Genomic DNA, 20,293 nt, shown 5'->3' with positions numbered 1-20,293 from the left:
GACGGTCCCATGGACGAGCAGGTGCTCGCGTCGCACGTCGACGCGATCCACGGTCTCGCCCTGGACGCCTTCACCGCCGAGCGGGATCGGCGGGTGAAGGCGCTGCGGGCGGAGGGGTACAAGCAGGAGGCGGCCGCCCTCAAGCAGCACCGCAAGCCGACCGTGCCGGCGTGGGCCGTCGACCAGCTCGTGCGCGCGGCACCCGACGAGGTCGAGCACCTGCTGGACGCGGCCGAGGAACTGCGCTCGGCACAGCACCGGGCCGCGAGCGGACGCGGCGCGCAGGGGCTGCGCGAGGCGAACCGCCGCGTCCGTGAGCTCGTGGGGGAGTTGCGGGAGCGGGCCGCCGAGCTGCTGGCCGCGGCCGGGACCAGACCCGACGCCCACCTCGACGAGGTCGAGCAGACCCTGTTCGCCGCCGCGGTCGACCCGGAACGGCATGACCTGCTCCGGCGGGGCATCTTCTCGACCGTGCTGCCGGGCCCCGGGTTCGACGGCCTCGGCTTCGGTGGCCTGGGATTCGGCCTCGCCGCGCTGCCGGACCCACCGGCGCCCGACACCGACACCGATGCCGACACCGATGCCGGCGCCGATGCCGACGAGGCGGTCGGTGACGTCACGGCCCGGGACAGGGACGAGGCGGGCGTGCGGGACCCGCTCGAGGAGACCGCCGACGGCCTGGCCGACGCCGCCGAGGCCGCAGCAGCCGCACAGGCGGTGGCCGACGCGGCCGAGGACGCCCGCCGCGCCGCGGCCAAGCGCGAACGCGAGCTCGAGGAGGACCGCACGGCCGAGGAGCAGCAGCGTCGGGAGGAGGCCGCGCGTCGAGAGGAGGAGGAGGCCCGTTCGGTGGCCGCGGAGGCACAGCGCCGGCAGGACGAGGCCCGCCGGGTCGAGGAGCAGCAACGTCAGGCCGAGGAGGAGGCCCGTTCGGCGGCCGCGGAGGCACAGCGCCGGCAGGACGAGGCCCGCCGGGTCGAGGAGGAACGACGCCGGGCCGAGGACGCAGCACGCGCGGCCGACGACGAAGCGCGTCAGGCCGCCCGGCGACGGCGCCTGCAGCGCCGGATCGACGCGTTCGAGGTGGCGCTCGACCAGCAACGCGACCGCGTGCAGCGGGCGCAGGAGCGAGCGGACGAGCTGCGGACGCAGGCCGAGGCGGCCCATGCCGAGGTCGAGGCCGCGCGTACGGATCTCGCCGACTACGAGGACGACCTCGCCGCCGCCCGCCGAGAACTCGACGAGCTCACCGCGTCCGACGAGCGGTCGTGAGCGGGAGCGGGCGGGAGACCGCGTGCAGGCGAAACGGAGGCGGGTGCGGTCCGCCTCGTCGGGTCGGTGTCGGACGTCGGTGTCGGACGTCGGGTCTCGCCGTCGGGTGTCGCTGTCGCCCAGGGCGGCGCGCGAGACGGTCGGCTGCCTCCCGGTCTCCCGGCCTGCGTAGCGCGGCGCTCAGCGCCACCTCGGAGATCGTCGCGTGCGCGCCCACAGGTGGCTGAGGAACCAGGCGACCGCGACCGTGACCGCGCCGGCGGCAGCAGCCCACGCGGCCGCGACCGCCGGGCTCGAGGTGGTCGCGACGCCGGAGACGCTCCGGCAGCGCTGGCTGACGGCGTCCGGTGCATCCGTTCACCGGCGATCACCCACTCGCACGCCACCGGGAGCGCGAGGGTGCCTACGGCGACGACGACGATCGCGCCCAGGAGCGCTCGGGCTCGCCACGGAGGGCCGAGGCCGGCGAGCCACGTGCACGTGCCGACGGTGACCCCGGTGAACGCGGCGACGGTGAGCCCCGACGCGCCCGGTCCCAGGGGCGTCGTCGCTCCGAGGTGCGACCGGCAGGCTCCCTGCGGAGGCAGGGACATCAGCAGCAGGCAGGGCTCGACGGGCTGCAGCGCGAGCCAGGTTCCGAGTGCCGTGGCCGCGGCCGCGACGACGGCGATCGCGGCCACCCGATGTCTCGCCGGGGCGCTGCTCGGGAACTCCACACCGGTGTGACGTCCCCGACGGCGCTGGGGTTGCGTGCGCCTCGACGCCCCCCGACCGACTCGTGGTGTCGGCAAGGCCGACCTCGTCCCGTCCGGATAGCGGCGCAGGTCCGGCCCACCACGGCGACGCCTCGGCGAGGCGTGCGTGATGGGCGTCGAAGTGGTGCTGCGGTCCGGGAAGAGGCGGGGAGGGTGGGTGCCACTGGGGCGGTGTCAGAAGGGCAGGGGCGGGTCACTGCCGGTCGGCGCAGGGTCACTGCGGGCGGGTTGGTCGGGTTGTTCGCCGGGGTGGACGAGCCGGGTCGAGCCGACGAGGGGCGGTGACGTCGGTGGGTCGTGGCCGTCGGGGGCGGCCGTGCTGCGGTCGTGTGGTGCCGGGTCGGCCAGTGTCAGGTCATCTGGTGGCGGGACGCGCAGGCGGGTGGTGGCGGGGAGGGTGTCGATGGTGAGGCGGGTGCGGGGGTGGTGCCAGCGGCGGGTGCCGTCGGGGGTCTGGGTGGCGCTCCAGCCGTCGGGTTCCTTGGTGCGGTTGGCGGTGCGGCACAGCGGGGCGAGGTTGTCGATGTCGGTGGTCCCGGGCGGGTGGTCGGGTCGGGTGGGGTGCCAGGGGGTGGCGTGGTCGAGGTCGCAGGCGGTGGCGGCGATGTTGCAGCCGGGTTCGGTGCAGGTGTCGTGGACCGCGAGGACGGCGTCGGTGAGCCAGCCGGGCGGGATCCGGGTACGGCGTCCGACGCCGACGACGTTGCCGGTGGTGTCGAGGACGATGGTGCGCAGCTCTGCGCCGCGTTCGTCGATCAGCCGGCGTGCGGCGGTGGCGGTGAGGGTCATGCGCCCACCGGCGAGCCGGGTCAACAGTTGTGCCGGGGTCTGTCGGCGGTCGCACAGGGTGTCGAGTTCGGCACGCAGCAGCAGCCGCACCGGCGGGAGCCGCCGCCTCCCAACGCGACCTCCGCTGCTGCCGCCGTCCTGGTCGGTGGTGGTGCAGGTGGTGCAGGCGGTCTGTTCGAGCCGGTCGAGCAGGGTGTGCAGCCGGCGTCGGCCGCGTTCGGCGATGCTGCCGGTCAGCCGGTCGGGGTCGGGGCTGGCACCGAAGCGGGTCCGGGTCGGACCGCCGACCGGGCCGGGGTCGCAGGCGGCTTCGAGGCGGGCGAAGGTTTCGGGGCCGGCTTCGCCGTGGAACCGGCCGCCGGTGCCGTCCAGCCTCGGTTGCAGCGCCAGGTATTCGGCCGGTCCGCCGTCCGGGGGTCGTCGGGCTGGTCGGTGGTGGTGAGGTCGGTGACGACCCAGCCGGTCAGGGTGGCGAGGTTGTCGGGGTCGGCGGTCTCGGCCCGATCGATGGCCTGCTCGACCGCGGCGTCCAACTGGTGGTCGAGCCGGCGGGGGAGCCGGTGGAGCTGCAGGACCAGGGTGCGGGTCTGGCTCCAGGAGATCCGTCCGGCGGTGAGGCGTGTCGGAGGGCGGGCAGGCGGCGGCAGACGTCGGCGGTGGTGAGCAGCATGCGCCGGTCGGTGCCCGTGCGGCGGGCCACGATGAGCAGCCACTGCTCGAGCGGGACGCCGGTGACCGTTTCGGCCAGCTCGGTGTCCTGCAACTCCACGATGGTGTCGATCGCGTCGGCGATCAGCCGGTCGACCTGCCGGAGCGTGGCCAGCAGCTGCCCCAACAGCGGCGCCTCGGCCAACACCGGAGAGTTCAGAGCCACCCCACCGGCGGACACCGTGCCGGCCGGGTCGGACACCGTGTCGGCCGGGTCGGACGTCGGGCCGGTCGCCGGTGCCTCGCGCTGGCGAGGTGGGGCAGGGTCGTAGCAGGTGGCCGGTTCGGCCACCAGGTCCGCACACGCCTCGATCAGCAGCATGACCCCAGTGTCGCACCGGGGTGGGACACCGCCAGATCGAGCGTTCCCGGAGCTGTGGACGACGCCACGGTCCTGCCGTCCGGGTCACTCCTCGAGCGGGTCGTGGCCCCAGTTCATCAGCGAGTAGCGCCACTTGCTGTCCTCGACGTCGCCCGACGGACGTTGCGCGGTGTGTCGGTTGACGTAGCCGACGACCTTGCGCATGTGTGCGAGGTCGTCGTCGGTGTAGTCGTCGCGGTGTTCGTGCGCTGCAGGTCCACGATCCGACGGCCCGAGGCATGACCGGTCGACTCACCGTCCCCGCCGGTGTCCCCGACCGACTGCGACTCGTCGGTCTCCAGCCACTCCTCGAGCTCCGTGGCGGGCATGTTGACCGCCTCATGGAAGTCGTCGAGCGTCTCGCGGGTGTCGTCGTCCACGTCGCCTCCTGGGTCGGCTCGCATCGTGGGTCGGGCGGGACCGGTTCGTGGACGGCGTCGTGATCGGACGGACGGTCCGACTAGCGTCCCGCCAGCAATGGCCGACGACCCGTACCGCGCGCCCGGACCCGCACCCGCCTGGGGGCGGGTCGGGATCGCCGCGCGTCCGCTGCCACCTCTCGAACCGCTCACCACGTCGACCCGTGCTGACGTGTGCGTCGTCGGCCTCGGAGCCTCGGGGCTCACCGCCGCGCTGCACCTGGCGGAGCGCGGCGCCGAGGTGGTCGCGATCGACGCGTACGGGATCGCGGCCGGTGCCGCTGGACGCAACGGCGGCTTCCTGCTCGCCGGGCTGGCCCGTTTCCACCACGACGCCGTCGCCGCCTACGGACGTGCACGTGCGGTGGGGCTCTACCGCTGGACGCTCGACGAGCTCGACCGGACGCTGGCCGACCTTCCCGACGACGTCGCCCGCCGGGTCGGGAGCCTGCGCATCGCGGCCGACGACGCCGAGTTCGCCGACGTCGATCGGATGCTCGCGCAGCTGCAGGCGGACGGGCTGCCGGCCGAACCCTATGTGGGACCCGAGGGGACCGGCGCACTGGTGCCCAGCGATGCGGTCATGGACCCGCACGCCCGTTGCGCCGTCCTCGCCGAGCGGGCACTCGCGGCCGGCGCCCGTCTGCACGCGCCGACGCGCGTGACCGACGTCGCCACCGACGGCGTCCGGGTCACCGCCAACGGGGTGCGGGACGACGCCGACGTCGGGCGGGGCGACACCGACGGGCGGGGCGACGCCCGGCGGCTGCGGATCGCGGCGGACCGCGTCGTCGTCGCCGTCGACGGCGGACTCGAGGTGTTGCTGCCCGAGCTCGCCGGGCGTGTCGAGACGGTGCGCCTGCAGATGCTGGCGACCGCACCGGAGCAGGGGGTGACGCTGCCGCGGCCCGTCTATCGTCGCTGGGGTTCCGACTACGTGCAGCAACTGTCCTCGGGGGAGGTGCTGCTCGGCGGGTTCCGCGACCGCGGGCGCGCCGAGCAGGGAGCGCCACCGGTCCCGTCCGACGACGTGCAGGCGTGCCTGGACGCCGAACTGCGTCGGCTGGGCGTTCGCGCCCCGGTGACCCACCGGTGGGCGGCACGGGCGGCGTTCACGACCGATCGGCTCCCCGTGTGCGACGAGGTCCGGCCCGGGGTGTTCGCCGTCGGTGGCTACAGCGGCCACGGCAACCTGATCGGCACCGCCTGTGCCCGCCTGGCCGCGGACGCGGCCCTCGACGGCGGACGACCGGAGCTGCCGGTGTAGTGGCAGCGCGGTCGCCAGGGCGTCGTCGAGCGTCGGGCCCGTTCCCCGCCGTCCGGCCTGACCCGGTCCCGTTCACCCCGCCATCGACCCTGCCGGCGACGTACGCTGCGTCGCATGTGCCGATCCATCCAGCAGCTGCGGGGCGCCCAACCGCCCGCAACCGACGACGAGGTCCGCGACGCCGCGCTGCAGTACGTGCGCAAGATCAGCGGGTACCGGGCCCCGTCGGCCGCCAACAGCGAGGCGTTCGACGCCGCCGTCGCCGAGATCGCCGCGGCGACGCGCCGGCTGCTCGACGACCTCGTCGTCGCACCGGGTTCGAAACCGGCCGACCCGGTCCAGCGCCGCGTGCGTGTCGCGCGGGCGTGAGCCGGCCCGACGTGTCCGCCGACCCACTCGACACCGTGGCGGCGCCGGTGCGGGTCGAGTCGGAGGTCAAGGGGTCCCGGTTCATCGGCGACCTCGTGCCGGTGGTCGACCTCGCGGCGGCCGACGCGGCGATCGTCGCGGCACGTCGCGAGTTCTCCGACGCGCGTCACCACTGCACGGCACTGGTGATCGGGCCCGACGGCGCGCGGCAACGGTCCAACGACGACGGTGAACCCTCGGGCACCGCCGGGGCGCCGATGCTCGCGGTCCTGCGCGGTGCCCGGCTGACCGACGTCGTGGTGGTCGTCACGCGCTACTTCGGCGGGACGTTGCTCGGAACGGGCGGTCTGGCCCGCGCCTACGGTGGCGCGGTCACCGACGCCGTGGCGGCGGCGACCCGGCTGCGGCGCCGCACCGTGCGGCGCGTTGCCGTGCACACCCGCCACGAGGACGCCGGCCGACTCGAGCACCGGTTGCGCATCTGGGCCGGGGCGCGTGGTCAGGTCGAGGTCGCGCCGGGCACCTACGACGCCGAGGGCGCTCGCTTCGAGCTGGCACTGCTGCCCGAAGCGAGCGACGCGTTGCACACGCTGTTGGCCGAGGACGGCGGTGCGGTCCACCTCGACGAGCTCGGCACCGCCCTGCGTCGGTCACCCGTCGACGGCGCGTGACCCGACCGGACCACCGTGGTGGTCATCCCGCCCGCCCGTCCCGGGTGCTGGCGAGCAGGTCTGCCGGCGTCGCCGTGCGTTCGTCGAGCACCAGGACGGTGCGGGTCCGCCGCACGTGCGGCAGGTCCTGCAGTCGCCGCAGCACCACCTCGCGCAAGGTGGGGATGTCGCGGGCGCGGACGACGAGCAGGACGTCGTGGTCAGCGGCCAGCACGGCGCAGTAGGTGACCTCGGGCAGCGCCCGGAAGGCCGCCAGCGCGTCGTCGCAGCGCTGCTGGTCGAGGGTGACGAGCACGTGCGCGGTGACCGTCAGGCCGAGGCGCGCCGGGTCGAGCTGGACGGAGAAGCCGGTGATGATGCCGCAAGCGCGCAGCCGTTCGATGCGGGCGTAGGCACTGGCGCGCGAGACCCCGACGGCGGCGGCGACGGCGCGCACCGACATGCGACCGTCCTCGCACAGCAGGGCGAGGATGCGGCGATCGGTGGGATCGGGGACGGCGCCTGGCCGACCGGCGTCCGGCGAGGCGACGGGTGGGGCGACCGGTGAGACGCCCGTTGGGTCGACGTCGACGGCGTACCCGATGCTCATGCGCCACTCCCGGTCCGACCCCGCTGCCACTGAAGTATGACTGAAGTGGCGTGAACGTGTCGGGGTTCGCGCGACGCCGGGAGGGCGCCGGCCGAGTGGCCGACGCCCTCCTGGACCACCCGTGTCAGTGGGTCACGGGCGGATCGTGATCTTCGCCTCCCGGTGGTTCTTGCCGGTCCCGGTCGGCTTGTAGTTCGCCTCGACGTTGCCACGGACGTCCACCGAGAACCAGCGGACGGTCGTCGAGCGGTCGACGAGGATCGATGCCTCGGTCTGGCGGGGCCCCTGGTAGGTGAGCTTCGGCGAGTCGTAGGTCGGTCGCGAACCGTCGAGCGTGTAGTACACGTCGGCGGGTTCGTCGACCGAGAAGGTCAGGCGGGTCGGCCGGTCGAAGCTCGTACCGGCGGGGGTCAGAACCGACTTCGGTGGCACGGTGTCACGGGCGTACATCCGGGCGACCTCGAGCATCCCGATCAGGCCGTTGGAGAACTCCATCGCCTGCTCGTAGCCCTCCTCGAACGGGGGCGTGAAGCCGTTGCCGATGGTGACCCAGCCGGTGTTCGCGGCGTTGCGACGCGACGCGCCCACCTCGAACGACCAGGCGAAGATGCCGCGGTTGTAGAAGTGCTCGTCGCCGGAGTTGCCGGCCGCCGAGTACAGCACGTCGCTGATCGGGCCGACCCGCGAGTCCCAGATGGCGGTCCCACGGTGCTCCTTGATGCGGTCGAGGATGTGCGACGACGCCTCGTAGAAGAACCGCTCGGTGCCGTAGCTCGGGCGGGGCAGCGACTCGCGACCGGCCGACTTGTACGCACCGGGGGCCCACATGAAGTAGCCGCCGTGGCTGTGGATGTTCATCGAGAACTTGATGTTCGGATGGTTCTCGGTCAGCCACACCTCGTTGCGCGCCTCGGGCTCGGAGAGCTCGGACGGGCCGGCGAAGGTGTCGCTCGTGCAGCTCGTCGACGCGCCGGCGTAGCCGTCGAAGAGGCTGCCGACCGAGAAGTTGCGGTTGAGGTCGACGCCCCACGTGTTGCGGGCGAGCAGGTCGTTGTTCTGCCCCTCACCGCAGTAGCGGGCCAGGTTGCGCCGCTGCAGGGTGAAGTCGTGCATCGAGTAGTGGGTGCCGTCCGGGTTGATCGACGGGACGATGAAGATGTCGAGGTCGTCGACCAGCCGGCGGGTGTTGTCGTCGTTGGTGTAGTTGCGCAGCAACCGCTCGGCCGTCTCCACCGCCACGAGTGGGGTCGCCCACTCGCGGGCGTGCTCCTGGGCGTAGGCGAACACGCCCACCCGGGAGCCGTCGCGGTGCCGTCCGATGCGCAGTGCCTTGATCGTGAACGGGTCGCGCGACACCGAGTCGGGCGCGGCCAGGTAGTCGCTGAGCGCGATCCGCGGGGTCGGCGCGACGACACCCGTGCCGGCCTGGTTGCGGTAGCGGTACGCCCACACCAGCTGGCTCGCCTGCGGGTGGGCGTTGATCGCGTCGCGCACCTGCACGGCGGTGCTGTTGCGGGTGCCGGCCGCGTTGGTGGCGAGGCCGATCTCGATGTGGTCGCCGCTCACCGTCACGGTCAACGGCGAGTTCGGCGCTCCCGGGTCGACCGCCCGGATCGTGAGGTCGTTGCCGCCCTCGTGACCGTAGGCACGCGACTCGACGCCGACACGGGCGTTGTTGTTGACCGCCGCACCGGGCAGCACGCGACCGGTCGACGCCGCCAGGGCGCCGCGGATCGTCGCACCGTCCGCCTGGGCGATCATCACGGTCGGGACCGTCGTGCCCGGTTCGGCCGTCCCGCCCGGGGCGGTCGGAGCGCCGGCGACGTTGTTGACGATCACGACCGCCGACGCGCCGGCGTTCTGTGCGTGGATGGTCTTGACCGAGAAGTTGCAGTTGCCGCGGTCGACGAGCGCGATCGCGCCGGACGGGAAGCCGGGGCTGTAGGGACCGCAACCGTCGGTGGCCGGGAACTCGCCCGTGCCGCGTGCGTCGGCGAAGGCGGCGTCGGCCGCCGGGACGCCGCTGGCGGGCACGGACGGGCCGTAGCTGGCCGCGGCGTAGGCGTAGTCGCCGGCCGCCGGGCCGGAGGCGACGTTCACGCGTGGGCCGGCCGGGTCGAGCAGCGCCATCGCCGGTCGCCGGTAGCCGTTGGACGGGTGGGGGAACTCGACGATCTCGGCCAGGCGCGGGAACTGCGCCGCGAGCGCCTCGATGCGTTCGGTGCTCTCGGTCGCGTCGAGGTACTTGTCGATGAAGCTGGTCTGGTAGGTGTCGCTGGCGTCGACCGGGGCCCCGGGACCGGTGCGGTCCACCCCGGTCAGGGTCTCGGTGACCGCCACCTCGCGGGTGCCGATGACCTGACCGGCCAGTGTCGTGGTCACCCGCATACGGGTCGGCGCCGCCGCGGTCGTGATCAGCACCGGGGAGTTGGCGCGGTGGAACATGTACTGGCCCGCGTCGACGAACCGTGACAGGTTGAAGCTCTGGGTTCCGGGCCCACCGATCTCGGTGCCCGCACCGGCGTCGAAGGCGACATTGACGGTGACCGACGCGGACACGCTGCCCGTCGCCGTCCACACCTCCACCTCGAGGAAGCGGCCCTGGTTGGGGTCCTCGTACCACTGGGCACGCTGGACGCGCAGTTCGTCGCCCGACTCCTCGGCCTCGGCCTCCGCCGCGGTCAGCTCCGCGGTCATGGCCGCGAACTCCTCCTGCAGCGCCACGGCCTCGGCCTCCGTGACGACGGTGTCACCGATCGTGACGCCCTTGCCACGCAACTTGGTCTTCTGGTCGCTGGTGAGGATGGCGTGCACCATCACGCTGCCGTCGTCGAGGTCGAACACCTCTTCACCGACGTCGACGCCCAGCGAGCCGAGCTCGCTCAGGGTCTCCCGGTCGGGTGCACTGACCTCGACGATCTCCGGGTACTCGACCTCGCGTGCTCCCGCGACCACCTCGTCGCTGGGGTTCTGCGCGATCGTCGGGACCACCAGGGTCGCCAGGATGCCCGTACTGAGCATCCCGACGACCGCTCTCCTGACTCGCTTGCGCGCCATGCGCATCGCCTCTCTGTCGAAGCGCAGGACGCCGACGACCGGGTCACGGTCGTGCTGGCGGCCCTCCCACGGTGCCGCACGTCCCACGCGACCCAACAGCTACCAGCCGGTCACGCCGGCGCCGACCGCCCACGCCGCGTGCTGGACGTCTGGATCGGCCCGGCGTCGGATGGTGGCCAAACGTCCACCCGCGCCGGGGGTCAGCGCTCGCCCGTCGCGAGCTCGCGGCGCACGATCGGCGCCACCTCCGTGCCGTAGAGCTCGATGGCGCGCAGCACGTCGGCGTGGGGCATCGTGCCGACGGTGAGCTGCAGCAGGAACCGGTCGTGGGCGAACAGCCGGTGCTGCCACAGGATCTTCTCGGCGACCTGCTGGGGGCTGCCGACGACGTAGGCGCCCGACAGCTGGGTCTGGGCCTCGAAGTCGACCCGGCGTTGGGGCGGCCAGCCACGTTCCCGGCCGATCCGGTTCATCATCAGCTCGGTCGGTGGCCAGGCGAGGTCGCTGGCCCGCTGGCTGGTGTCGGCCAGGAACCCGTGGCCGTTGATGCTCACCGGCAACGCGGCGTGCCCGGCCTCGGTGACCGCCTGTCGGTACCGCTCGACGAGCGGTCGGAAGCGGGCCGGCTGTCCACCGATGATCGCCAGTGCCATCGGCAGGCCGAGCCGTGCGGCCCGTACCACCGAGGGCGGGCTGCCGCCGACCGCGACCCACAACGGCAGAGGGTCCTGCAGCGGCCGGGGATAGACACCGCGGTCCTCGATCGGGGCCCGGTGCCGGCCGTGCCAGGTGACGTGCTCGGACCCGCGCAGTTCGTCGAGCAGCCGCAGCTTCTCGTCGAACAGTTCGTCGTAGTCGTGCAGGTCGTAGCCGAACAGCGGGAACGACTCCACGAACGAGCCCCGTCCCGCCATGATCTCGGCGCGCCCCTCCGAGAGCAGGTCGAGCGTCGCGAACGCCTGGAACACCCGGACCGGGTCGTCGGAACTCAGGACGCTGACGGCGCTGGTGAGCCGGATCCGCCGCGTGCGTGCGGCGGCGGCCGCGAGCACCGTCGCCGGCGACGACGAGAGGTAGTCCGGGCGGTGGTGCTCACCGATGCCGAACACGTCGAGGCCGACCTCGTCGGCGAGCTGGATCTCCTCGAGCAGGTCGCGCAGGCGCTGCACCGGGGACACCGCGACGCCCGTGACCGGGTCGGGTGTGGACTCGACGAAGCTGTAGATCCCGAGCTCCATGCGTGCTCCCGAACCGGCGGTGACGAGGGCGATGCAGCCGAAACTGTTTGCGAATGCAAGTACCGTAGCGGGTGGCGGGGACGGACGGCGGCCGTCGATGGGGGCCGTCCAGTCCAGTGCCCCATGGTCGGTGAGACGTCGGTCCGTGCCGGCGAGTGCGGCGCGCCCCGTCCACGCCGCAGGCTGCCGGCATCGGACGACCCTGACCGACCTGACAGAGGTGACGCATGAGCAACCCGCCAGCCCAGAGCCAGCCCTATCCCGGTCGTGAGGACCAGCTGCAGCCGCCCGCCGACCACGGGGAGGACTCCTACCAGGGTTCGGGACGCCTCGCCGGCAAGCGCACCGTGATCACGGGTGCGGACAGCGGCATCGGTCGGGCCGTGGCGATCGCCTTCGCGCGCGAGGGCGCCGACGTCCTCATCAGCTACCTCGAGGAGGACGACGACGCGCAGGAGACGGCGCGTCTGGTCGAGGAGGCCGGACAGCGGGCCGTCCTCGTCCCCGGCGACCTCGCCGACCCGGACCACTGCCGCGACGTCGTCCAGCGCGCCGTCGACGAGTTCGGCGGACTCGACGTGCTGGTCAACAACGCCGCGTTCCAGATGGCGCGCGCGGACCTGAGCGAGATCCCCGACGAGGAGTGGGACCGCACCTTCCAGGTCAACATCACCGCGATGTTCCACCTGTGCAAGGCCGCCCTGCCGCACCTGGGGGAAGGGGCGTCGATCATCAACACCACCTCGATCCAGGAGGACCAGCCCTCACCCCACCTGCTGCCCTACGCGGCCACCAAGGCCGCGATCCTGAGCTTCACCGGCAACCTGGCCAAGATGCTCGGTGAGCGCGGCATCCGGGTGAACTGCGTGGCGCCGGGTCCGATCTGGACCCCGCTGATCCCGGCCACCCTGCCCGCGGAGATGGTGGAGGGCTTCGGTTCGGGCACGCCGCTCGGCCGGGTGGGGCAGCCGGCCGAGCTCGCGCCCGCGTACGTCCTGCTCGCCTCCGACGAGTCGAGCTACATCTCCGGCGCGGAGATCCCGGTCACCGGGGGCAAGCCGATCATCTGACGCACCCCGCCGGGGGGCCGAGCGCGTTCGCAGCCCCCCGGCCGAACGCGTTCGCGGCCCCCCGGCCGATCCGATGGCGGCCCCCGGCCGATCCGATGGCGGCCCCCGGCCGATCCGATGGCGGCCCCCGGCCGATCCGATGGCGGCCCCCGGCCGATCCGATGGCGGCCCCCGGCCGATCCGATGGCGGCCCCCGGCCGACGGCCGTCTCGGTCGCGATCCGGGCCGGCGTCGCAGCAGCGAGCATGACGCCGTCTCCACGCCAGGGTGGCGTGGCACGGTCGGGAGCGAGTGGCGCATGGCGGGCACGATCGCGGTCTTCGCGCCGTCGGTGTGGGTGACGGTCACCCTGGAACAGGATGCGCAGGAGGAGGACGACGTCCATCTCCATGCCGGCGGTCAGGGCATCTGGATCGCCCGGATGCTGCGGCAGCTGGGTGCGCAACCGATCGTCTGTGCGCCGGTCGGTGGCGAGAGCGGACGGGCGTTCCGTGGCCTCACCGCCGACTGGGGCATCGAGCTGCGTGACGTCGACACCTCGGCGCCCTCACCGGTGGAGGTCAGCGACCGCCGCGAGGGCGACGAACGTCGCGAACTCGCCCGGACCCGGCCGCCGGTGCTGACCCGGCACGAGGTCGACGAGCTCTACAACCAGACCCTGGAGACGGCGTTGGCCGCCGGGACCTGCGTCATCACCGGACAGTTCCCGGAACGCTCCCTGCCGGTGTCGTTCTACGGTCGTCTCGCCGCCGATCTGACGCGCTACGACGTCCGGGTCGTGGGCGACTTCCACGATGCCGAGTTGTCGGCCTACCTCGAGGGTGGGCGGCTCGACCTGCTCAAGGTCAGCGACGGCGACCTGGTCAACGACGGGCTCATCGAGGCCGGCGACCGCTCGGAGCAGGCGGCGCTCGCCGCGGCGGCCGAGCTGCAGGAGCAGGGCGCCGGCGCGGTCGTGCTGTCGCGTTCGGACCGCCCCGTGATCGCCCGGTTCGGGGAGGCGGTGTACCGGGTGACCGGCCCCGAGCTGTCCAAGGTCGACTCGCAGGGGTCGGGGGACTCCATGACGGCCGCGTTCGCGGCGGGGATCGCCGCCGGACTCGACACCGAGCCGATGCTCGCCCGTGCCTGGGCCGCAGGAGCCGCCAACATCACGCGCCGCGGCAGCGGCGGCGCGAGCCCGGGGCTCATCGACGAGTTGCTCACCCACGTCACCGTCGACCGACTGGAAGCACCATGACCGAGTCGACCGCCGACCGCGACGACGCGCACGTCGACGTCGAGATCGACACCAGCGAGGTGGTGCGCCGACCAGGCCGCATCCTGGTGACCAACGACGACGGCATCGAGGCACCCGGGCTGCGCCTGCTCGCCACGGGGCTCGCCGACCGCTTCGACGACGTCCTGGTCGCCGCGCCCTCGAGCGACCTCAGCGGGACCGGGACCGGCATCGGCCGCTACGACCCGGACGCCGGCGTGGGCATGCGCCGGGCGGACGTCGACGGGATCGAGGGCTACGCGATCGACGGGCCGCCGGGACTGGCCGTCATGGCCGCCGCGCTCGGCGCCTTCGGCGCCGCACCCGACCTGGTCGTCTCCGGGGTCAACAACGGCATGAACACCGGGCACTCGGTGCTGCACTCGGGCACGGTCGGCGGCGCGTTGACGGCAGCGACCTTCGGTGGCCGTGGACTGGCGGTGAGCCTCGACGTCGACCAGCTCGGTCCCGACGGCGAGCGCCGTTGGGACACCGCGGTGCAGGTGGCCGTGGCGGTGGTGGGCTGGATGCGCAGCGACGCGGCGCCGGCCGTGATCAACCTCAACGTCCCGTCCGTGCCGGTCGAACGCTTGCGAGGGGCGCGCTGGGCGCGGCTCGACGACTTCGGCTACTTCTCGGTCGCCTCCGCCGACGTCGCCGGCGCTGCGCTCACCCTCGAGGTCACCGACCGAACCAGCGGGCTCGACCCGACCACGGACACCGCCCTGTGCCGGGCGGGGTACGTCACGCTCACCGCCTTGCGCTCGGTCGAACCCGCGGCCGTCCCCGACAGCGACGCCGGCACGGTCACGGGCATCGAGCGACGGTCCGACGCGGGTTGACCGCCAGCCGCCGATCGACGCCGTGACGCCGTGGCCGATGCCGCGGCAGCTGTGTGCGGCCCGCGGGCAGGCCCCCTCTCCGCCGTCCACCCGGACCTGACCCGGCGCCTCGCGCCGACGCCGTCGGGCCTACCATCGTCGGTCCGACGGTGGGAGGACGCGCATGTTGCAGGTGGGATCGTTACTGCTGTTCGCCTTCACCCTCTACTGCCTGCTCGACGTCGCCCTCAGCGATCGGGACGAGGTGCGCAACCTGCCCAAGCTGGTGTGGGCGCTGCTGGTCGTCTTCGTCGTCGGCATCGGCGGCCTGCTGTGGTTGCTGGCCGGACGGCCCGCCCGTACCGGCGCGGCCCCGGGCGGCGGTGTCTCCCGCTCGGCGGGGTTCCCGCCACGCGGGCTCGGCGGGGGCGTGCACCCCTCGACCGGCCGCCCGTCCGGGCACACCCCTGCGGGCCCGACGCCCGGTCCGAAGCCCGGACCGCGGCCCGGTCCGAAGCCGAAGGGGCCCGACGACGACCCGGAGTTCCTGCGGCGTCTCGACGAGCGGCTGCGGCGTCGCGGTGACCGCGACGCCTGATCCGGCGATCAGGCCGGCGGCGCGGCGCGGTGGGTCGCGAGCACCACGCCGCCGTCGACCGGCAGCACGGACACGGCGAAGTCCTCGTCGTCGACGAGCGCGAGGATGAACGCCTCGGCCTCCCATCGCGCTTCGGGTGCCGTGACCAGCCCTCGTGCCAACAGGATGCCGCCGGGCCGCAGCAGTCGACGGGCGTGGTCGATCGTCGCGGCGGCATCGGTGACCGGCAGCTGCCACACGACCAGGTCGTAGCCGCCGTCGGTCAGCCGCGGCAGCACCGTGGTGGCGTCCCCGTGGATCGAGCGCACGCGTGCGCCGGCACGCACGGACCGGTAGGCCTCACCGGCCAACCCGTGGAGCTGACCATCCGGTTCGATCGAGGTCAGCACCCCGCGTTCGGCCAGCGAGGCCAGCAGCGCGAGACCCGAGACGCCGGCGGCACTGCCGATCTCGACGGCCGTGCGGACCGAGCCGGTCGACACCAGCCAGCCGAGCAGGGAGGTCCCGGCCGCGTCGGGCACGTCGGTGCCCTCGGGCACCCGCTGCCGCGCTGCCACGACGCCCTCGGTCTCGGGCACACCGGCCGGCAGCGACGGGGTCGCGGACGTGAGGGGCTCCTCGGCACGTTCGGCTCCGCCCGACTGGGGCGAACCGAACAACGCATCGATGCCGGGCAGACTCGCACGACGATTCATCACAGGCCTCCACGGCCGCGTCCTGGGCGGCCACGGCGTGCACGGTAGCCCCGCCGGTCGGAGATCACCGCACATCGCCGGCACGACGTCCGCCCCGGCGCGCGGTCGGCACGACCGGGGCGCGTGCGGTCGGCGGCCGGGTGGGCAGACCCCGTTCGCGGCCGGTCATCCTTCGACGGGGGCGGGCGGGGTGGCGGTGACCCGGTTGCCGGCACCGTCACTCGCCCGGCGGCCGCGGCGTCCGAGTTCGACGCGGCGGCCCCACCCCCTTCCAGGAGCCTGCCGTGTCCCCCGAGGCGCTCGACCCGTCCGCGACCGGCATCATCCGGGTCGCTGCCCGTGACCTGCTCGACCACGATCGCCTGCGGCCCGGGCAGAAGGAGGCCGTGCAGGGCGTCCTCGACGGTCGCGACACCCTGGTGGTCCTGCCGACCGGCTCGGGGAAGTCGGCCATCTACCAGCTCGCCGCCGAGCTGATCGACGGGCCCACCATCGTCGTCTCGCCGCTCATCGCCCTGCAGGCCGACCAGGTGCGCTCCATCGCGGGTCACGAACGGCTCGGCGAAGCCGTGGCGCTCAACTCGACGCTGCGCGCGGCCGAGCGGCGCGAGCTGTTCGAGCGGCTGCGGCGCGGGGAGCTCGAGTTCGTGTTCCTCGCCCCCGAGCAGCTGGCCAACCCCGACACGCTCGACGAGTTGCGCGACGCCGGCGTGCGCCTGTTCGTGGTCGACGAGGCGCACTGTGTCAGCGAGTGGGGGCACGACTTCCGGCCCGACTACCTGCGCCTGGGCAGCGCGATCGAGGCACTCGGGCACCCGACCGTGCTGGCGCTGACCGCCACGGCCGCGCCGCCGGTGCGTCAGGAGATCGTCGAACGGCTCTCGCTGCGGGACCCGAACCTCGTGATCCGGGGTTTCGACCGCCCCAACATCTTCCTCGAGGTCCGGCGTACGCACGACGAGGACGTCCATCGGCGCGCGGTCATCGACGAGGTCGCCGGTGGCGAGCTGCCCGGCATCGTCTACGTGGCCACGCGGCGGGAGGCCGAACGCTACGCCGCGGACCTGCGGGTCGCCGGGCTGCGCGCCGACCACTACCACGGCGCGATGTCCAAGGACGAGCGCAACGCGAGCCACCGCGCCTTCCTCGCCGACGAACTCGACGTGGTGGTGGCCACCCCGGCGTTCGGGATGGGGATCGACAAGCCCAACGTGCGCTTCGTCCACCACGCGCAGATCCCGGAATCGGTCGACAGCTACTACCAGGAGGTCGGTCGGGCCGGACGCGACGGGGAACCGGCCCGCGCCGTGCTGTTCTTCCGCGAGGCCGACCTCGGGCTGCGCAAGTTCTTCAACGCTGCCGGTGGCATGGACGCCGACACCCTCGAGGACCTCGCGGTGGGCATCGCCGCCGCCGAGGGGTACGTCGACAGCGTCGACCTGCAGGACCGGCTCGGACTGACCGAGACCGCGCTGACCGTGGGGCTCACCCGGCTCGAGGAGACCGACTTCGTGGAGCTGCACCACGACGGCCGGGTCGAACACCTCGACGACGCCCCGGCACCACGGGAGGCGGTCGACGCGGCGATCGCCCGCGACCAGGCCCAGCAGCGCTACGAGTCCTCGCGGCTCGAGATGATGCGGGCCTACGCCGAGACCGACGGTTGCCGCGGTCAGTTCCTGCTCAACTACTACGGTGAGCACCTCGACGACACCTGCGGGCACTGCGACCACTGCCGAGCCGGGACCGCCGAGGCGCCGCCGGACGAGGTGCCCTTCCCCCTCGAGTCGCGCGTCCACCACCCGAAGTGGGGCAACGGCATCGTCACCCGTTACGAGGACGACAAGGTGGTCGTGCTGTTCGACGAGGGCGGCTACCGGACGCTGAGCCTCGAGCACGTCGTGGTCAACGACCTGCTGGTCACCGAATGAGGTCGGGGCCGGTCGTTGGGCCAGACCGCTGCCGCACGGTCGCTGCCTAGGTTTCGTCCACCCGCCAGGCGGCGACGGCGTCGCCACGCGGGTCGGAGGCGACGTGCCCACGGATGCCGTGTCACAGACCAGGGGACTGTCCGCGTCCCGAGCCGCGGTGGTCGTCGCCGAGGACGTCTGGCGCACCTTCCCCGGCCAGCGGGGCGTGCGCGGGCTGTCGATGACCGTGCCGGAGGGCACGATCTTCGGACTCATCGGCCCCAGCGGCTCGGGCAAGTCCACCATCGTCAAGCTGATGCTGGGCATGGAGGCGCCCGAACGTGGTCAGCTGCGCGTCCTCGGCGTCGCACCCGAAGGCTTCGACTCGGCGCTGCGGCGGCGGATGGGCTACCTGCCCCAGTCGGCGGCGTTCTACCCGGAGCTGTCGATGCGGCACAACCTGCACCTGATGGCCTCGCTGTACGGCATGCCGTCGCGTTCGCGCTTCCTGCCGGGCCGGCGCGCCCGGAAGGCCCGGCGACGAATCGCCGACACCCTGTCGTTCCTCGACCTCGAGGACCGGCAGAAGGTGCGCCTGTCGAAGGCCTCCGGCGGCGAGCAGCGTCGCCTCGGACTGGCGGCCGCGCTCGTGCACGAGCCGGAGCTGCTCGTGCTCGACGAGCCGACCGCCGGGGTCGACCCCCTGCTGCGACGACGGATCTGGGACCGGCTCGAGACGCTGCGCGACGCCGGCACCACCGTGTTCGTGACCACCCAGTACGTCGAGGAGGCCGCGGACTGCGACCTGGTCGGTTTCCTCGTCGACGGCCGGATGGTGGTCGTCAACTCCCCGTCGGGCCTGCGCAGCGCGGCCTACGGCGACGCCCCGCCGGACGGTGCGACGTTCGACGACGTGTTCGTGACCCTGCTGGAGCGCTACCGCGCCGGGACCGGAGACGCCGCCGATGCGTAGCCCGCTGCGCATCGCCGCCTTCGCCCGGGGAGAGACCGTCTCCACGATGCGCCAGCCGCGGTTGCTGCTGCTGCTCATCCTCGGACCGTTCCTGGTCCTGTTCCTGTTCGGTCTCGGCTACGACGAACGCGTTCCCCGGCTCGACACCGTCGTGGTCGGCGGGGACGACGAGCTCACCGCTCGCGTCGACGCGTTCCTGCAGGACGAACAGCCCGGCAGCATCGAGTACCAGGGGGCCTCCGCCGACCGCGAGCAGGCGCTCGAGGACCTGCGCAGCGGGCAGGTCGATCTGGTCATCGTCCTCCCGCCGGACGCGGCCGCGTCGTTGCGGGCCGGCGAACACGCCAGCATCGAGGTCCACCACCGCAGTCTCGACCCGGTCACCTCCGAGCAGATCGCGATCGCCTCGGACGTCGCGGTGGCGCAGATCAACGACCAGGTCCTCGAGGAGGTGCTGGCGGTCGCCCGCCGGCGCAGCGGCGAGGTGGAGGACGACCTGACGCGCACCCGGCAACAGCTGGCGGCGCTGCGCGAGGCGGTCGACGACGGTGACCTGGTGAGCGCACGTGACCGGGCACGCCAGCTGGCCCCCCGGCTCGAGGCGTTGTCGGCCGCGATCGAGGACGATCCGTTCGTCGGGGTGTCGCCCCTGCTGGGCGGTCCCGAGGACCTGCCGGCGACGTTGCGTTCGACCGCGGCCATGCTGGACGTCTTCGCCGAGACCGACGGTGCGGCCCGCCTCGACGAGACCGAACAGACCCTGGCGGAGCTCGAGATGGTCGTCGCGACCCTCCAGGACGTCGACCCGGTCGTGGCGGCCCGGCCCTTCGCCCTCGACCTGCGGACGCAGACGCCGGTGCCGATCGCGCTCGACACCTACTTCGCTCCCGGCGTGCTGGCGCTGATGCTGCAGCACCTGGGCGTCACCTTCGCCGCGCTCGCGCTGGTGCGCGAGCGTCGCCCCGGGACCCTGGAGGTGCTGCGGGTGGCCCCGGCCACGGTCGGTGAGCGCCTGGCCGGCAAGACGCTCGCCTTCTTGCTGCTCGGGGCGCTGGCGGCGGCCGGCCTGACGGCGCTGATCGTGGCGGTGTTCGCGGTGCCGTTGCCCGCGCACTGGCTGACGTTCGTGGCCCTGCTCGCCCTGACCGTCGTCGCCTCGATCGGGATCGGGTTCCTCGTCGCCGCCGTGAGCCGCAGCGACTCGCAGGCGGTGCAGATCGCCATGCTGCTGCTGCTGGCGACGATCTTCTTCTCCGGGCTGTTCATGCCGCTGGAACGGATCGGGTTCCCGATGCGCTGGATCTCCTACGCCCTGCCGGCGACACACGGTTTCCTCGGTGCGCAGGACCTCATGCTGCTGCAGCAACCCACGCACCCGAACCTGTTCGTCGCGCTCGGGATCCTCGCGGTGCTCGCGTTCACCGCCGCCCGGCTGCTGCTGCCGCGCCGGACCGAGGCGGTCTGAGCCGACCC

General features: G+C 73.2%; 17 protein-coding genes and 1 pseudogene. 11 read left to right on the top strand and 7 right to left on the bottom strand.

Annotated elements, in window-relative coordinates:
* Positions 1-9 precede the first annotated feature (9 nt).
* Positions 10-1,272, top strand: a complete 1,263-nt coding sequence (locus tag ELR47_RS13540) for a hypothetical protein (RefSeq protein WP_130650377.1) — start codon at positions 10-12, stop codon at positions 1,270-1,272.
* 929 nt (positions 1,273-2,201) lie between these two features.
* Here ELR47_RS13540 and ELR47_RS18430 read toward each other — a convergent pair.
* The 3 genes and pseudogenes from ELR47_RS18430 to ELR47_RS19390 all read right to left on the bottom strand — a co-directional run bounded on the left by ELR47_RS18430 (position 2,202) and on the right by ELR47_RS19390 (position 4,289).
* Positions 2,202-2,906 (bottom strand): HNH endonuclease signature motif containing protein, encoded by a 705-nt coding sequence (locus ELR47_RS18430; RefSeq protein ID WP_165404082.1) that lies wholly within the window; start codon positions 2,904-2,906, stop codon positions 2,202-2,204.
* 373 nt (positions 2,907-3,279) lie between these two features.
* A complete protein-coding gene (locus tag ELR47_RS13530) occupies positions 3,280-3,846 on the bottom strand; it encodes a hypothetical protein (protein ID WP_130650376.1) in 567 nt (188 codons plus the stop codon).
* Between the two features lie 84 nt (positions 3,847-3,930).
* A pseudogene (locus ELR47_RS19390) lies at positions 3,931-4,289 on the bottom strand (DUF3140 domain-containing protein).
* 73 nt (positions 4,290-4,362) lie between these two features.
* On the opposite strand from ELR47_RS19390, the gene ELR47_RS13520 reads away from it, so the two are divergent.
* The 3 genes from ELR47_RS13520 (at position 4,363) to ELR47_RS13510 (ending at position 6,611) form a co-directional block, all read left to right on the top strand.
* A complete protein-coding gene (locus ELR47_RS13520; RefSeq protein WP_165404081.1) occupies positions 4,363-5,571 on the top strand; it encodes an NAD(P)/FAD-dependent oxidoreductase in 1,209 nt (402 codons plus the stop codon).
* A gap of 114 nt (positions 5,572-5,685) precedes the next feature.
* A complete protein-coding gene (locus ELR47_RS13515; protein ID WP_130650374.1) occupies positions 5,686-5,940 on the top strand; it encodes a DUF2277 domain-containing protein in 255 nt (84 codons plus the stop codon).
* Between the two features lie 11 nt (positions 5,941-5,951).
* Positions 5,952-6,611 (top strand): YigZ family protein, encoded by a 660-nt coding sequence (locus ELR47_RS13510; RefSeq protein WP_130650373.1) that lies wholly within the window; start codon positions 5,952-5,954, stop codon positions 6,609-6,611.
* 22 nt (positions 6,612-6,633) lie between these two features.
* Here ELR47_RS13510 and ELR47_RS13505 read toward each other — a convergent pair whose 3' ends face one another.
* The 3 genes from ELR47_RS13505 to ELR47_RS13495 all read right to left on the bottom strand — a co-directional run bounded on the left by ELR47_RS13505 (position 6,634) and on the right by ELR47_RS13495 (position 11,495).
* Positions 6,634-7,200: an Lrp/AsnC family transcriptional regulator gene (locus tag ELR47_RS13505; protein WP_130650372.1), complete on the bottom strand. Its 567-nt coding sequence runs from the start codon at positions 7,198-7,200 to the stop codon at positions 6,634-6,636.
* Between the two features lie 132 nt (positions 7,201-7,332).
* Positions 7,333-10,257 (bottom strand): M14 family zinc carboxypeptidase, encoded by a 2,925-nt coding sequence (locus ELR47_RS13500; RefSeq protein WP_130650371.1) that lies wholly within the window; start codon positions 10,255-10,257, stop codon positions 7,333-7,335.
* 200 nt (positions 10,258-10,457) lie between these two features.
* The gene (locus ELR47_RS13495) at positions 10,458-11,495 is read right to left on the bottom strand and encodes an LLM class flavin-dependent oxidoreductase (protein ID WP_130650370.1); all 1,038 of its coding nucleotides are present in this window, start codon (positions 11,493-11,495) and stop codon (positions 10,458-10,460) included.
* A gap of 227 nt (positions 11,496-11,722) precedes the next feature.
* On the opposite strand from ELR47_RS13495, the gene ELR47_RS13490 reads away from it, so the two are divergent.
* The 4 genes from ELR47_RS13490 to ELR47_RS13475 all read left to right on the top strand — a co-directional run bounded on the left by ELR47_RS13490 (position 11,723) and on the right by ELR47_RS13475 (position 15,242).
* On the top strand, positions 11,723-12,565 hold the full coding sequence (locus ELR47_RS13490) for an SDR family oxidoreductase (RefSeq protein WP_130650369.1): 843 nt from the start codon (positions 11,723-11,725) through the stop codon (positions 12,563-12,565).
* 298 nt (positions 12,566-12,863) lie between these two features.
* The gene (locus ELR47_RS13485; RefSeq protein WP_165404080.1) at positions 12,864-13,805 is read left to right on the top strand and encodes a PfkB family carbohydrate kinase; all 942 of its coding nucleotides are present in this window, start codon (positions 12,864-12,866) and stop codon (positions 13,803-13,805) included.
* On the top strand, positions 13,802-14,665 hold the full coding sequence (gene surE, locus ELR47_RS13480) for a 5'/3'-nucleotidase SurE (protein WP_130650367.1): 864 nt from the start codon (positions 13,802-13,804) through the stop codon (positions 14,663-14,665). Before ELR47_RS13485 ends, surE begins: the two co-directional genes overlap by 4 nt.
* 163 nt (positions 14,666-14,828) lie before the next feature.
* Positions 14,829-15,242 (top strand): PLD nuclease N-terminal domain-containing protein, encoded by a 414-nt coding sequence (locus ELR47_RS13475; protein WP_130650366.1) that lies wholly within the window; start codon positions 14,829-14,831, stop codon positions 15,240-15,242.
* Positions 15,243-15,250: 8 nt separating this feature from the next.
* Here ELR47_RS13475 and ELR47_RS13470 read toward each other — a convergent pair whose 3' ends face one another.
* On the bottom strand, positions 15,251-15,937 hold the full coding sequence (locus ELR47_RS13470) for an O-methyltransferase (RefSeq protein ID WP_165404079.1): 687 nt from the start codon (positions 15,935-15,937) through the stop codon (positions 15,251-15,253).
* A gap of 284 nt (positions 15,938-16,221) precedes the next feature.
* Here ELR47_RS13470 and ELR47_RS13465 point away from each other — a divergent pair, with 284 nt between their 5' ends.
* From ELR47_RS13465 to ELR47_RS13455, 3 genes are all read left to right on the top strand, one after another.
* Positions 16,222-17,868, top strand: coding sequence for a RecQ family ATP-dependent DNA helicase (locus ELR47_RS13465; RefSeq protein ID WP_205745251.1), 1,647 nt, complete (start codon positions 16,222-16,224; stop codon positions 17,866-17,868).
* Between the two features lie 118 nt (positions 17,869-17,986).
* Positions 17,987-18,820, top strand: coding sequence for an ABC transporter ATP-binding protein (locus ELR47_RS13460; RefSeq protein ID WP_130650364.1), 834 nt, complete (start codon positions 17,987-17,989; stop codon positions 18,818-18,820).
* Positions 18,813-20,285, top strand: coding sequence for an ABC transporter permease (locus ELR47_RS13455; RefSeq protein ID WP_130650363.1), 1,473 nt, complete (start codon positions 18,813-18,815; stop codon positions 20,283-20,285). Before ELR47_RS13460 ends, ELR47_RS13455 begins: the two co-directional genes overlap by 8 nt.
* Positions 20,286-20,293: the final 8 nt, after the last annotated feature.

Source organism: Egicoccus halophilus, from assembly GCF_004300825.1.
In the GTDB taxonomy this organism is placed as follows: domain Bacteria; phylum Actinomycetota; class Nitriliruptoria; order Nitriliruptorales; family Nitriliruptoraceae; genus Egicoccus; species Egicoccus halophilus.
Note: the sequence above shows the minus strand (reverse complement) of the source record. Positions and strands in the feature narration are given on the sequence as shown.